This window comes from Oerskovia rustica (genome assembly GCF_014836555.1).
In the GTDB taxonomy this organism is placed as follows: Bacteria; Actinomycetota; Actinomycetes; order Actinomycetales; family Cellulomonadaceae; genus Oerskovia; species Oerskovia rustica.
On record NZ_JACSQQ010000004.1, the window covers coordinates 93,670 to 105,988 of the forward strand.

16 protein-coding genes are annotated in these 12,319 nt (G+C 72.4%); 10 read left to right on the forward strand and 6 right to left on the reverse strand.

What is annotated here, in order from left to right; translation table 11 throughout:
- Nucleotides 1–51: 51 nt before the first annotated feature.
- Nucleotides 52–723: a M23 family metallopeptidase gene (locus H9652_RS03410; RefSeq protein WP_191794746.1), complete on the reverse strand. Its 672-nt coding sequence runs from the start codon at nt 721–723 to the stop codon at nt 52–54.
- A 4-nt stretch (nt 724–727) separates the two neighbouring features.
- A complete protein-coding gene (locus H9652_RS03415) occupies nt 728–1,174 on the reverse strand; it encodes a DoxX family protein (RefSeq protein WP_191794749.1) in 447 nt (148 codons plus the stop codon).
- A gap of 124 nt (nt 1,175–1,298) precedes the next feature.
- On the opposite strand from H9652_RS03415, the gene H9652_RS03420 reads away from it, so the two are divergent.
- Nucleotides 1,299–2,327, forward strand: a complete 1,029-nt coding sequence (locus tag H9652_RS03420) for an alpha/beta hydrolase (protein ID WP_191794751.1) — start codon at nt 1,299–1,301, stop codon at nt 2,325–2,327.
- Between the two features lie 22 nt (nt 2,328–2,349).
- Here H9652_RS03420 and H9652_RS03425 read toward each other — a convergent pair whose 3' ends face one another.
- A complete protein-coding gene (locus H9652_RS03425) occupies nt 2,350–2,757 on the reverse strand; it encodes a type II toxin-antitoxin system VapC family toxin (protein WP_138827043.1) in 408 nt (135 codons plus the stop codon).
- 580 nt (nt 2,758–3,337) lie between these two features.
- Between H9652_RS03425 and H9652_RS03430 the strand changes: the two genes are divergently transcribed.
- The 3 genes from H9652_RS03430 (at nt 3,338) to H9652_RS03440 (ending at nt 6,479) form a co-directional block, all read left to right on the forward strand.
- A complete protein-coding gene (locus H9652_RS03430) occupies nt 3,338–3,556 on the forward strand; it encodes a hypothetical protein (protein WP_191794753.1) in 219 nt (72 codons plus the stop codon).
- Nucleotides 3,553–5,832 carry a hypothetical protein gene (locus H9652_RS03435; RefSeq protein ID WP_191794756.1) on the forward strand — a complete coding sequence of 760 codons (2,280 nt, stop codon included), beginning with the start codon at nt 3,553–3,555 and terminating at the stop codon, nt 5,830–5,832. The genes H9652_RS03430 and H9652_RS03435 overlap by 4 nt, the downstream gene beginning before the upstream one ends.
- Before the next feature lie 152 nt (nt 5,833–5,984).
- Entirely contained in the window at nt 5,985–6,479 is a 495-nt protein-coding gene (locus H9652_RS03440) for a hypothetical protein (RefSeq protein WP_191794759.1), read from the forward strand.
- Between the two features lie 62 nt (nt 6,480–6,541).
- Here the strand turns inward: H9652_RS03440 and H9652_RS03445 are convergent, their stop codons facing one another.
- Complete coding sequence (locus H9652_RS03445; RefSeq protein ID WP_191794760.1) at nt 6,542–6,688, reverse strand: hypothetical protein; 147 nt, start codon at nt 6,686–6,688, stop codon at nt 6,542–6,544.
- Nucleotides 6,689–6,803: 115 nt separating this feature from the next.
- Between H9652_RS03445 and H9652_RS03450 the strand changes: the two genes are divergently transcribed.
- From H9652_RS03450 to H9652_RS03465, 4 genes are all read left to right on the forward strand, one after another.
- Nucleotides 6,804–7,247, forward strand: coding sequence for an SMI1/KNR4 family protein (locus tag H9652_RS03450; RefSeq protein ID WP_191794762.1), 444 nt, complete (start codon nt 6,804–6,806; stop codon nt 7,245–7,247).
- Complete coding sequence (locus tag H9652_RS03455; RefSeq protein WP_191794764.1) at nt 7,244–7,648, forward strand: hypothetical protein; 405 nt, start codon at nt 7,244–7,246, stop codon at nt 7,646–7,648. Before H9652_RS03450 ends, H9652_RS03455 begins: the two co-directional genes overlap by 4 nt.
- Before the next feature lie 68 nt (nt 7,649–7,716).
- Nucleotides 7,717–8,337, forward strand: coding sequence for a hypothetical protein (locus tag H9652_RS03460; RefSeq protein WP_191794766.1), 621 nt, complete (start codon nt 7,717–7,719; stop codon nt 8,335–8,337).
- Nucleotides 8,338–8,469: 132 nt separating this feature from the next.
- Nucleotides 8,470–8,763 (forward strand): DUF1905 domain-containing protein, encoded by a 294-nt coding sequence (locus tag H9652_RS03465; RefSeq protein ID WP_191794768.1) that lies wholly within the window; start codon nt 8,470–8,472, stop codon nt 8,761–8,763.
- On the opposite strand, the gene H9652_RS03470 is transcribed toward H9652_RS03465, so the two are convergent.
- Both H9652_RS03470 and H9652_RS03475 read right to left on the reverse strand, forming a co-directional pair.
- On the reverse strand, nt 8,753–10,495 hold the full coding sequence (locus H9652_RS03470; RefSeq protein WP_191794961.1) for a SulP family inorganic anion transporter: 1,743 nt from the start codon (nt 10,493–10,495) through the stop codon (nt 8,753–8,755). The two genes, H9652_RS03465 and H9652_RS03470, sit on opposite strands and share 11 nt — an antisense overlap.
- 89 nt (nt 10,496–10,584) lie before the next feature.
- On the reverse strand, nt 10,585–10,971 hold the full coding sequence (locus tag H9652_RS03475; RefSeq protein ID WP_191794771.1) for an ArsR/SmtB family transcription factor: 387 nt from the start codon (nt 10,969–10,971) through the stop codon (nt 10,585–10,587).
- 78 nt (nt 10,972–11,049) lie between these two features.
- On the opposite strand from H9652_RS03475, the gene H9652_RS03480 reads away from it, so the two are divergent.
- On the forward strand, nt 11,050–11,619 hold the full coding sequence (locus tag H9652_RS03480) for a GNAT family N-acetyltransferase (RefSeq protein WP_191794773.1): 570 nt from the start codon (nt 11,050–11,052) through the stop codon (nt 11,617–11,619).
- Between the two features lie 122 nt (nt 11,620–11,741).
- Nucleotides 11,742–12,308 (forward strand): DoxX family membrane protein, encoded by a 567-nt coding sequence (locus H9652_RS03485; RefSeq protein ID WP_225227664.1) that lies wholly within the window; start codon nt 11,742–11,744, stop codon nt 12,306–12,308.
- Nucleotides 12,309–12,319: the final 11 nt, after the last annotated feature.

Genomic DNA, 12,319 nt, shown 5'->3' on the forward strand with positions numbered 1-12,319 from the left:
CGACCAGAACTGCACACTCGGCGTCCGGGACGGCCCCAGGACCGCCCGCCGTCACGCCAACGGTTCGACGACGGAGCGCTCGTCGGGCAGCCCCGTCACCCGGTCGAGGGGCTCGCCCCGCCCGCGCGGCCACTCCCGGAAGTCGCGGAACGTGATCGGCACACCGCGCGCCACGGAGAAGTCGGCGCTGTCCGTGACCTGCACGTGCACGTGCGGCTGGGTCGAGTTCCCCGAGTTCCCGCACGCGGCGACCTGCTGCCCGGCGCGCACCGCGTCGCCGACCCGGACCCGCAGCGACCCGTGGCGCAGGTGCACGAGGGACACGAACGCACCGGAGCCCGCCAGCACGACGGTCACGTGGTTCCCCGCGACGGCGTGCACACCCTCGCGCAGCCGCGCCGCGGCCCCGAGCGCGTAGGGCACGAGGGCCAGCTGGGAGCGACGGGCCGCGTGGTCGTCCTCGCCGTCGTGCACCCGGACCACGACACCGTCCGCCGGCGCGAGGATCGGGCGACCGAACGCGACGAAGAGTTCGGGCGGCTCGGTCCCCAGGGCCGTGCGCCAGTCGCGGACCGCGGCCGTGCGGTGCCGGGAGTCGACGCCCACGAAGTCGATCGCGTACCGCTGGCCCAGGACGTCGACGCCGTGGCTGGGCACGCGCCGGGCCGGGCTGTTCTGCACGAGCCATCGCCCGTGGAACGGCAGCGCGAGGGTCACGGTCATCGTGTCAGGGGCGGTCGGCCCGAGCGCGTCGCAGGGCGCTGAACGCCCCCGTCGACCACAGCGCCCACGCGACGAGCACAGGCTGGAAGAACAACCTGCCGAACCGCTTGGCGTCGGTGTCGAGCCCGAACCCGTCCTTGTGCTCGAGCCACTGCCCGATGTTCCCGGGAAAGATCACGACGAAGAACGCCGCCGCGATCAGCCCCACCGCGACGCGCTGCCGCGACAGCACGACCAGGGACGAGCCGAGCGCGATCTCGACCGCCCCTGACGCGAGGACCGTGACGTCCTCGTCCACCGGGAACCAGTCCGGCACCTGGGCCTGGAACTCCTCGCGCGAGAAGGTCAGGTGGCTGATCCCGGCGAACACGAGGGCCAGACCGAGCGCGACGCGCCCGATCCGGCGAGGCAGGGTGTCGGGCGGTGGGGCGGCGGTCAGCAGCTTCGTCATGCGGCCATGGTCCTCGCGGTCGGGTCGGCTGGCATCCGGACGTGGGCCGCGCGCGCGAAACCACTGTTAGCGTGACGATCGCCCCCGGGCCACCGGTGGTGTCGTCGAGAACTCTGGAGCAGGGATGAGTGCGCCGAACGTCCGGACGGACCCCGGACCCGAACAACCCGGCGACGGCACCCGCGGACCGCGCGGCGGCCTGGTCGGTCGCCTCCTGCTCGCCGTCCTGGGGGTCGGGCTGGTCGCCGCACCCGTGTGGGTCGTGGCGACGACGGGGGACACCGTCCGCCACCAGCACTGGGCGCTCACCGCGGTCCTGGTGGTGAGCGCGGTCGCCGGTGTGCTTCTGCTCCTGGCGACCGTCGTGCGTGCTCGGCGGCCCGCTCGGCGCCCGGAGCGGTCGCGATCCCGGCGTGTGCTTCGCGGGATCTCCCTCGGTGCAGGACTGATCGTGCTCGTGGCGCTCGCTGCGTCGGTCGTGTGGCTCAGGCCCTTCCCTGCGACCGCGCCGGCGCTCGCGGCCCTCGAGAGCGACGGTTCGGTCGAGGTGCTCGACGAGCCAGGTTGGATCGCATTCGTCCCGCGCGGTGGCGACGCGTCCACAGGCCTCGTCTACTCGCCCGGGGCTCGGGTGGACGTGCGCGCCACGGCTGCCGTGCTTCGGCCGCTCGCCGAGGCGGGCTACCTGGTCGTGGCGCTCAAGGAGCCCCTGGGGATCGCCTTCACGTCCCCGAACCAGTCGGCCTCCGCGATGGCGGCGTTCGACGTCGTCGACACCTGGGCGGTGGGCGGCCACTCCCTGGGCGGCGTCGTCGCCGCGTCGTTCGCTGCGACGCACGACGACGAGGTCGGCGGCCTGCTCCTGCACGCCTCGTACCCGTCTGGCGACATGAGCACCGCGGACGTCGAGGTGACCTCGGTGTGGGGATCGCGCGACGGCCTGACGACGCCCGACAAGATCGAGGCCTCCCGCGCCGACCTGCCTGCCACCACCGAGCTCGTCGAGGTCCCGGGGGCCGTCCACGCGTTCTTCGCCGACTACGGTGCGCAACCAGGGGACGGTCGGCCGACGACGAGCCGGGCCGACGCACAGGCGCAGATCGTCGAGGCGTCGATCGGGGCGCTCGACCGACTGGCAGCGTCGAGACCCTGACGCGACCGGTCCGCCTCGCCGATCATGCCCCCGCGTCGAGCAGCGACTCGTAGGGTGCCGTCTCGACCACTCCCCGGACGGCCCGGGCGAGCTTCACGTCGGCCGTCACGAGGGCATCCCCCTGGAGCTGCGTGAGGGCCACGTACTCGGCGTCGTAGGTCGAGGACCAACCGAGCCGTTCAGCCACCGTCCACGCGGTGCGGCGCAGCACGCCGTCGCCGAGGAGCCGGATCTTCAGACGGCCGACGCGGGCCAGCCGCTCCCGTCCGACCTCGACCGACAGGTCACCGCGATGCACGGCCTCGTGCAGAGCGGACAACGTCTGCGACCGCAGGAGGGTCGGCGCGAGCAGCTCGTGCGTGTCCGAGACCTGGGCGTCGTCGGCGACGAGCCGCAGTACCGTGCCGGGGTCGATGACGAACCGGGTCATGGAGCACCTCGCTGGTCAGGGGCTGGTCAGGGGCTGGTCAGGGGAGGAGGGGACGTGCCTCCGCCATCGTCCCGCTCTACGGCGACCGACGCACCCGGGTGCGTGACGTCGTCGGGCAGCGCGGGGCGAGCGTCAGGCCGTGACGCGCACGCGGAGCGGCGCGAGGGCTCCTGCCGCGAGCGGGGCCGCGCACCGCGGAGGACGGCCTCGGAGTCGTCCCCGTGGAGGACGGGGTCAGCGCTCTCCCGGCGTCGTCGACACAGCGTCCGCAGACCCGCGGCGGTACCGGTCAGGTGGGCGATCTCGCTGACAGTCGTGGCCAGGTCGTCGTCGGGGAGCATCGAGGACTCCTCCAGGACTCCGCCCGCGAACGCCGGGCGAAGAGGGGACGTCGCCAGGCTCGTCGGCCGGTGGAACCACGGCCCGCACGGCTGTCCACAGGACGGAGGGCCCCGCCGTCTGGTGGTGCGCGCTGCGCTACTGTGCGGTGCGTCGATCGACGCGAGGGTGCTTCAGGGGGCGTGTGGTGGCGAGTGATCTGAGCGTGTCGTACGCGGCGTTGAGCGATGGCTCGACGCGCATGTCGGCGTTGGTGGGGCAAGTCCCGGAGCGGGCGCAGGCGTGGTGCGAGGACGTCGGGAGCCCGGCAGTGGCCGCAGCGGTCGAGGAGTGGGCGCTGTGGTTCTCGACCGAGCTCATGCTGGGGCGCGGGGAGCTCGAGGGGCTGGCCGCGCAGGTGAGCGGGGTCGTGGACGCGATGGCACAGGCTGATGCCGGGTTGGCGCGGGTGGTGTCGTGATCCGGTGGGACGAGGAGGATCCTGGGGCCGGGGTGATGAGGGGGCCGACGGGGTTCGCGGCGGTGCTGCGGGGGCACGAGGACGTGCTCGCGCAGGTCGAGTCGGGCATCGGCGGCGTCCAGGACGCGCTCGGGCCGAAGGTGTGGACCGGGGAGGCCGCGAACGCGTGGCAGTACGAGGCGGGGCACACGCGAACGCGCCAGAGGGAGCTGTCTGAGCTCGCCAGGCCCGTGCACGCTGCGCTCGACGAGTACGCGGACGCGGTCGTGAGTCTTCGAGCCCAGGTGTCGTTCCACCGGCAGGCGCGCGAGGACGCTGAGCGGATGCGGTACGCGGTGGGCGGGTTCGACGGGAGCACGAGCCCTGCGGTCGAGGCGCGTCGCGCGATGCTGGCCGAGCAGGCAGAGATGGACGCGCACGTGGCCGGGGCCGCGTTGCGGGACCTGGCCGTGCAGCGTCAGGCGTTGGACGACAGGTTGGTCGGCGCCCTGGCGATCCCGGGGGCCACGGGGTGGGCTCAGCGCAAGGAGGTGCTCTCGCGCGCCGGGATCACCGGGGTCGAGGCGTTGGACACCGCCAAGCTCGTGGCGGCGTACAAGAGGTTCACCGACCAGGCGCTGGACGGGGACCTGAAGACCGGGGACGTGACCTACCTGCAGGACTTCTTCACCGTGTGGGGCAAGGACCCCGCGGTCATGGACGCCTACTTCCGGTCCCTGGGCGGAGAGCGGACGCGGGAGCTGGTGAACACGCTCGGGACGTCGATCACGGACGCGGACCATTCCGTGGACCCACAGTCGTTGCACGGGCTCGCCACCGCACTCCGGCACGGGCTGTCGAGCGCGTCGCACACCTGGGACGTCACCACGGCGAGCACCTTCGCAGCCGAGATGTTCTCCGGGGCGACGGGGACGATCGGGGGTGGGCTCTCCGTGATCGGGTGGCTCTTCCACGATCGAGACAGAGCGTCCATGAGCGCCACGTTCGCGACTGCGATGGCTGACCAGATCGATGCGGTCGAACGGTCACCGGGCAGGCCGGGCGAGCTGGGGCTGCTCGACACCAGCGTCGTCGCCGGCGGCCGCAGCCTCATGTGGTTCGAGTCCGACTCCACAGACGCCATGCCGTCCGACCGCCCGGCGGAGCAGGTGTTCGCCACCCTCGCGCTCTACCCGGAAGCGACGCTGGCGTGGTTCGGACACTCAGGGCCGGACGAGGTGGCACAGGGACGGAGTCTTGGCGAAGGACGAGTCAGATACTGGTTCGGCGAGCGCGACTGGAGCGAGTCGTCCACCGGGGACGGGTTCGAGACCCCGGCGACGCTGTGGACCGCGCTCCAGAGCGTGCCGGGCGCTCCCGCGAGCGGGACGTACGACCCGGAGGTCTGGACGACTGCCGAGATCGTCTCCGGAGGCATCATCCGAGAACTGTCGGGCAACCCCCGGTTCATCACGGACCAAGTCTCCGATGACGCGGCGATCCGGATGGTCGCATCTCTTGCCGTCGAGATCCCGATGCTGACCGAGTGGGCGATTGTCCGTGGTGGAGACGAAATTGAGACGGTCGTAGATGATCGCCTTCCATGGATGGGGGAAGACCGTGCCGTCGCAGCGGTCAGCCGGACGACTCTCACGGACTTTGCCGGGACGCTCGGGCAGCACCAGACCGCTGGCTGGTATCTCACGCAAGCGGTCGACCACTATCAGCAAAGTCTGATCAGGGTGGCGGCGAGCGCACCGGGGTCCTTCATTCAGGACGGTGTCGAGGTCTTGGACGGGGACGGTGTCTTCGCGCGTGTCGTGGGACTCCAGGCCCTCGTCGACGGCGCGACTCACGGGGTCGACATCACCTCGGCTGCGGCGATCGACGCACGCCATCAGAAGCTTGTCGAGTGGCCCGTCGCAGTGATCGAAGAGGCTGTCCCGATACCGGGAACGGACAAGATCCTGGGAAAGGGGGTCGGCTGGGTGGCTGACCTCGCGCTCGGAGAGCTCGTTTCAGCGGGGGTCGAGCAAGGGAACAAACGCGCGGAGGTGCTGTGGGCGGGCAACGAGAAGCAGGCCGTGATCGAGTCGGACGCCGAGTGCATGGACCGGGCCGATGAGATGAAGTACCTCTCGGCGCGCATCGTGTTCCAGGTCGCACCCGAGAAGTTCGCGACCGAACAGGGCGCGATCGAAGCGTACGACCAGCAGGCTCAGAAGTACCTCGATGTCTACTCAAGTGCCCGGGACATGACGGATGGAAGCGCAGGAGACGCGGTATGCACGCAATGAGTCGGTGGACGGTTGGCGGCGTGGTCGTCATGTCAGGTGTGTTGGTGGGATGTGGGGGTCCGGAGGTTCCTGGGCCTGCTCCGACGCCGTCGGTGGTGTGGTCCGCGGGGGAACCGACTGGTGAGCTCGAGTCCGATCCGTGGGTTCAGGCAGTGCGCGCCGCTGCGCTGCCCGAGGCAGTGGCGTTCAACGGACTGGACACGCGGTCGTCGTCACTACATGCAACCTGGACCCCCGATGCAATACGCGAGTTGCAATGGACGCTCGGGAAGTTCTCTCGGGAGAACAACGACAACGGTGCCTACCGGGTGCCTGGCCCTCGGCCCTTCGATCCGGTGAGTGTGGAGGTTGCTCCGGACGGGAAGAGTGCCAGGGTGGTTGGGTGCACGGTCTTTGACTGGTCGTTGACCCGGGACGACGCGGCGTTTGACGACGATGATGCGGATCCGGTCAGCGGAAGGTTTGAAGTTGTCAGGCAGACGGATGGTTCCTACTTGGTCGATCAGTTTGTGCCGTCAGGCACTCGGTGCGAGTCGCAGAACTTGACGGTCGGGACGTTCGATCCCTTGCCGGACGGGGAGTGGGAGTACTGGCAGGAGGACATCCTCAAGGGCGGCTTCGCGGAGGATCCTTCCGAGGCTCCGTGATCAGTTCGCTGATGGGGTACCGACCGTCGCCCGTCGCAGCGCACCGTGCGGACCGGTCGTCCTCACGTCGCGCCGAGCAGGCGGATCGGCAGGCGGCCCACCTGGGCCCGTAGTTCGCGACCCGTCTCGGGGGACAGGGCGCTCGACACCTCGGCGGAGGTCTCGACGAGTCGCAGGACGGCGCCGGAGTCGATGACGAAGCGGGTCATGGTGCGCCTCGCGGGTCGGTGGTGCGTGCCTGGTCATGGTCCCGTGCCGGCGTGACGCGAGCACCCGGGCACGCGACGCCGTCGGGCTGTCCCAGGCCCCGGCTAACCTGCACGTATGGTGCTGACCCCCGACCTCCTGGCGCGGCTGGACGCCGCGGTGGCCCTCTACGGCGCGGGCGAGCCCTCGACGTGCGACGAGATCGAGGAGGCCGTGAGCGGCCTCGACGTGGTCCTTGACCCTGGGTACGTGGAGGTGGTCGGGCGGCACGGCGGGTGCTTCGTGGGCGTCCCCGTCCACGGCCTGTGCAACGCGTCCCCGCTCGAGGACACCGACGTCGCGGCCCTCACGCGCGCCTTCCGCGCGGACGGCTGGGCCGTCGCGGACGAAGGGCTCGTGATCGGGTTCGACGGCTCGGGCAATCCCCTCGTGATCACGAACGACGGCCCCGTCGTGACCTTCGACCACGACACGGGCGAGCGGCACACCCTCGCCGAGACCTTCGCGGACCTGCTCGACCAGAACCTGCCCGACCTCCCGCCCACCGGGCCGCCCGCATGATCCTCGCGCAGCGCAACGTCCTGGGCGGCCCCGACCGGGACGTCGGCGCGGTAGTCCGGCTGCGCCACGCGCTCCAGGCCGAGTGCGCCCCGCTCGACGTCCCGGGCCTGGACGAGCTCGACGTCATGCTCGCGCTCGGCGGCTCGGTCACGCCCTCGGCCGGCCCGGCCGGTGTCCGCAACGTCCGGTTCTCCCGGTCGCGGCGACGGATCACCGCCACGGTCGTCGTGCCCGCGCACGAGCTCGACGCGACGACCCCGGAGCTCGACGCCCTGCTGCCCCACCTCGCCGAGCTCGCGGCGACGGTGGCCGCGCGCTGCACCCCCGACGCCCCGGATGCGGTCCGTGCGGCGCTCGCGGGCGCTTTCGAGCGGGCCGTCGCGACGGCGACCCGCGCCTGAGCGGAGCGGGGAGTCGAGGCGCGGGCGCAGTCCCGGACGCCGGTATCGGCCGTGGGACGATGTCGCGCATGACCGAGCTGACCCTGCACGACGACGCGAAGCGGCGCATGGTGCGCACCAACCTGATGCTCATCGGGATCCTGGCGCCGCTCCTCGGGCTGAACGCGGTCACGCTCGCGATCACCACGCGGAGCATCGCGCTCCCGCTCGTCTTCCTGGGCCTCGTGCTCGCGATGATCCCGTTGACGTACGCCCTCGCCCGCCAGGTGGCTGACAAGTCGCGCGTCACGTTCGGTGACGGGACCCTCACGGTCCAGGGGTGGGGCCGGTCGAGGACTTTCACGGTCGAGGACATGGAACGCGTCGTCACGATCGACAGCATGGGTTTCGCCGGCGCCGCGCCCACCCATCACCTGGTGGTCGTCGGACCGCGCAAGCGTCTCCTCCTGCTCGTGGGACAGATGTGGGACCGCGAGCAGCTCTCGGCCCTCGCGCTCGACCTCGCCGGTCGCGGCGTCCCGCTCACGCCGATTCGTCAGCCCGTCACGCCGACCCAGCTCCGTGCCCTCGACCCGCGCCTCGTGCCGTGGCGCCAGGCCCACCCCGTCGCCGTCAGCCTGCTCGTCGGCCTCGGTGTGCTCCTCGTCCTCGTCACGCTGTTCGTCGTCGTGGTCGCGATCCTGGTCTGACCAGTCGTCTCGCCGAGTGTGCAGTTCGGGCTGTCCCCGGCGTCCACGGGCAGCCCGAACTGCACGCTCGGCGCAGGAGCGGCAGGAGCGGCAGGAGCGGCGGGCCGCGCGTCCCCGGGGGATGCTGGGCGGATGGAGATCGAGGCCGTCGGCGAGGTGTGGCACTGGCGAGGGCCCGCGCCCTTCCACTTCGTGACCGTGCCCGACGACGAGAGCGCCCGCATCCACGAGGTCGCGGCCCTCGTGACCTACGGCTGGGGCATGATCCCGGTCTCGGCACGCATCGGGGGCACGACGTGGACCACGTCGCTGTTCGCCAAGGACGGCCTGTACGTCGTGCCGCTCAAGGACGCGATCCGTGCGGCCGAGGGCGTCGAGCTGGGCGACACGGTCACGGTGCTGCTGACGCTCGACGTCACGCGGTGAGGGCGTCCCGGGGCGGGTCTCCGGTGGTGCTCGCGGGCAGGGCTGCAGCCCCGGCCTGAGCCCGCGCGACGTGCGAGCGCGCGTGCTCGATCGCGGGCGGCAGGTCGGCGAACAGGTGCTTCTCGTGACGCAGCTCGTCGAGCACGCCGACGCGCGTGAGCACGGGCAGGTGGGCGGGCTGGATGCCCTTGACCAGGACCGTGACGCCCGAGCGCTCGAGGTCCGCGACGAGCTCGCCCAGCGCGTGGGCGCCGGTCGCGTCGACGAGGCGCAGGTGCGAGAGCCGCAGGACGACGACCAGGGCGTCCTGGTCGTCGCGGATCTGCGCGTGGATGCGGTCGGCGGCGCCGAAGAACATGGCGCCGTCGAGCCGGTAGAGCGCGATGTGCTCGTCGCCCGGCAGCGCCGGCCCGGGCAGTGGCTCGCGGTGCACGGCCGCCGCCTTCGCGACCGACCGCAGCGCGAAGAACGCCGCGACGAGGAGCCCGATCTGCACGGCCTCGATGAGGTCGACCGCGATCGTCACGACCGCGGTCACGACGAGCACGACGGCGTCGGCCCGGGTCGAGGTCAGCACGGCACGGAGGGTCGCGACCGAGACCATGCGCACCGCGGTGACCATGAGGACCCCGGCCAGCGCCGCGAGCGGGATCACCGAGACGGGGCCCGTCGCCAGGTAGATGACGCCCAGGATCACGACCGAGTGCACGACGGCCGCGAGCCGCGTCCGGGCACCTGCGCGCACGTTGACCGCGGTCCTCGCGATCGCACCGGTCGCGGGCATCCCGCCGAACACGCCGCTCGCGATCGACGCCAGCCCCTGGCCGACGAGCTCACGGTCGGGGTCGTAGCGGTGGGAGGCGTCGTCGGGCACGGTCGTGGCACCCGACGGGCCGCGTGACGACCTGACGGGCCCGCCCTGCGCGGGCGACGGCATGGCTGCGGCGACGCGGGCCGAGAGGAGCGACTCGATCGCGGCGAGCGCCGCGACCGCGACCGCGGGGCCGATCAGCGACCGCAGCATGCCCGCGTCGAGGTGCGGCACGGTCGGGAGAGGCAGCGAGTCGGGCAGTGCCCCGATGCGCGCGACGGGGGCGCCCGTGAGCTGGACGACGACGGTCGCGAGGACGACCGCGACGAGCGACGCGGGCAGGGCGGGCGCGACGCGCGGCAGGACCAGCATCACGACGGCGACGAGCGCCACGGTGCCGAGCGTCCACAGAGCCGTGGGGCCGTTCGCGAACGCGGCCACGACCGAGTCGACGGCGACGACCAGCGGGTTGCCACCCACCGCGCCCGAGACGCCCAGGGCCGCGGGAACCTGCTGGAGGAAGATGGTCGCGGCGATCCCGGCCGTGAACCCCTCGACCACGGGCCACGGGATGAACGTCACGACGCGCCCGAGCCGCGTCACCCCGGCCAGCAGCACGACGACGCCCGCGAGGATCGCGACGAGCGGCACGGCGGCGGGGCCGTGCTGGGCGACGATCGGGGCGAGGACGACGGCCATCGCGCCGGTCGGCCCGCTGACCTGGACGCGCGAACCGCCGAACACCGCGGCCACGACGCCCGCGACCACGGCCGTCACGAGGCCAGGACCGGGCCCGACCCCGGCACTCACCCCGAAGGCGAGGGCGAGCGGCAGGGCGACCACGCCGACCGTGATGCCGGCAAGGAGGTCGGCGCGCAGCGTCCGCGGTCGCAGGTCGACGTCTGCGCGCGAGGGGAGCAGGTCGCGCGGGGACCGGGCGGAGCGGGCCGAGCGGGTCGGCGGGGTCGAGCCGACGGGGAGGGTCGGCCCTGACGGCCGGGGCGCCCGCGTCACTGCCCGGTCCGTTCGCTCTCCCCCTGGAGGGGAGGCAGCTCGTCCGCGGCGGCGAGCTGTCGCCCGGACGCGTCGAGCGTCTCGCGCAGGAACGCGCGCGCGACGACGAGCAGCTCGGCGACGAGCGGCCGGCTCAGCCGGTAGACGACGGTGTTGCCCGTGCGCGACGACGTCACGACGCCGGCGCGCTTGAGCACTGCGAGGTGCTGGGACAGGACCGAGGCCTCGGCGCCGGTCGCGGCGAGCAGGTCGCTCACGGGGGCCTCGTGGTGGGGCGCGGCGCTGAGCACCTCGAGCGCCTGGATGCGGGTGGGGTGCGCGAGGGAGCGGAACAGCTCGGCCTTGATCGCGTAGAGGGGCGCCGTGGCGGCGGTGGTGGGCACAGGACCTCCTGGGGACTTGGCGAGTTTAGCAACTCCTCAAACCATCCGGTCTCGCACCGGCCGTGGCATCATCGCGGCGTGCCCCTCCTCACCGAGCCCACCGTCCACCCCGGCCGCCTGAGCGCACAGCCGATGCCCGTCCTCGCGGGCGACGGCCTGACGCTGCGCCCCTGGGTCCGGGCCGACGCCCCGAGCCTCCTCGCCGCGTACCAGGACCCGGCGATCCAGCTCTGGCACGCTCGCGCGATGGCCGACGTCGCGGAGGCGGAGCGGTGGATCGACTCGCGGCACGAGCACTGGGTGCAGGAGGCGGCCGGAGACTGGGCGGTCGAGTCCGACGGCGTCGTGGTCGGCCGTACCGCCCTGCACCACCTCGACCTGCACGAGGGCGGGGGAGAGGTCGGCTACTGGGTCCTGCCTGCCGCGCGGGGCCGCCGGGTCGCTCCCCGGGCCGTCGGGTTGCTGGTCGCCTGGGCGTTCGAGGACCTCGGCCTGCACCGGCTGCGACTCGTGCACTCGACGCGCAACGAGGCGTCGTGCAAGGTCGCGCTCGCCGCAGGGTTCGTGCCAGAGGGCACGCTCCGGGAGAGCGGCAAGCACGTCGACGGCTGGCACGACATGCACCTGCACGCGCGTCTCGCGGGCTGAGCACGGCCTCATCTGGCCCTCATCAGCGATGGCTACGCTCGCCGAGCCATCACATATCCGGACGTCACGGTGCTTTCGCCACAAAGCGCCGCACGTCCGCACGCTCTCGACGAGGAGACCAGATGCCTGCTGCCAGACCCCAGACCTTGCTCCCGCCGCCCTCGACCGCCACGCCGCCCTCGCCGCAGCCGCCGCCCCTCACCAGCGCCCCACCAGCGCGGCCCGGGCTCATGGGGCGGGCCGACGCCGTGGTCGTCGCCGTGGCCGTCCACCTGACGCGGTGGTCGGTCCCTGCGCTCCGGGTCACGCTCGGCCTCGTCTTCCTGGGGTTCGGGGTGCTCAAGTTCTTCCCCGGCGCGAGCCCGGCGGAGCAGATCGTCACGCAGACCGTCGGGGCGCTGACCTTCGGCGTCGTCGAGGGGGCGGCGGCGGTGGTCCTGACGGCGGTCGTCGAGACCGTCATCGGGCTGACGCTCCTGACGGGGCGATGGTTGAAGGTGGGCCTGGTCGTGCTCGCGGTCGCGCTGGTCGGCATGATGTCACCTGTGGTGCTCTTCCCCGGCGAGCTCTTCGGCGACGGTATGACGCTCCTGGGCCAGTACGTCCTCAAGGACGTCGTGTTCGTCGCCGCGGCGGCCGTGGTCGCGGCCGCCACGCTGGGCGCACGGCTGACGTGCGACGCGCGCTGACGGGCTGAGCC

Coding starts and splice junctions, on each gene's coding strand:
- H9652_RS03410 (WP_191794746.1), bottom strand. CDS start 723: ATGACCGTGACCCTCGCGCTGCCGTTCCACGGGCGATGGCTCGTGCAG.
- H9652_RS03415 (WP_191794749.1), bottom strand. CDS start 1,174: ATGACGAAGCTGCTGACCGCCGCCCCACCGCCCGACACCCTGCCTCGC.
- H9652_RS03420 (WP_191794751.1), top strand. CDS start 1,299: ATGAGTGCGCCGAACGTCCGGACGGACCCCGGACCCGAACAACCCGGC.
- H9652_RS03425 (WP_138827043.1), bottom strand. CDS start 2,757: ATGACCCGGTTCGTCATCGACCCCGGCACGGTACTGCGGCTCGTCGCC.
- H9652_RS03430 (WP_191794753.1), top strand. CDS start 3,338: ATGTCGGCGTTGGTGGGGCAAGTCCCGGAGCGGGCGCAGGCGTGGTGC.
- H9652_RS03445 (WP_191794760.1), bottom strand. CDS start 6,688: ATGACCCGCTTCGTCATCGACTCCGGCGCCGTCCTGCGACTCGTCGAG.
- H9652_RS03450 (WP_191794762.1), top strand. CDS start 6,804: ATGGTGCTGACCCCCGACCTCCTGGCGCGGCTGGACGCCGCGGTGGCC.
- H9652_RS03455 (WP_191794764.1), top strand. CDS start 7,244: ATGATCCTCGCGCAGCGCAACGTCCTGGGCGGCCCCGACCGGGACGTC.
- H9652_RS03460 (WP_191794766.1), top strand. CDS start 7,717: ATGACCGAGCTGACCCTGCACGACGACGCGAAGCGGCGCATGGTGCGC.
- H9652_RS03465 (WP_191794768.1), top strand. CDS start 8,470: ATGGAGATCGAGGCCGTCGGCGAGGTGTGGCACTGGCGAGGGCCCGCG.
- H9652_RS03485 (WP_225227664.1), top strand. CDS start 11,742: ATGCCTGCTGCCAGACCCCAGACCTTGCTCCCGCCGCCCTCGACCGCC.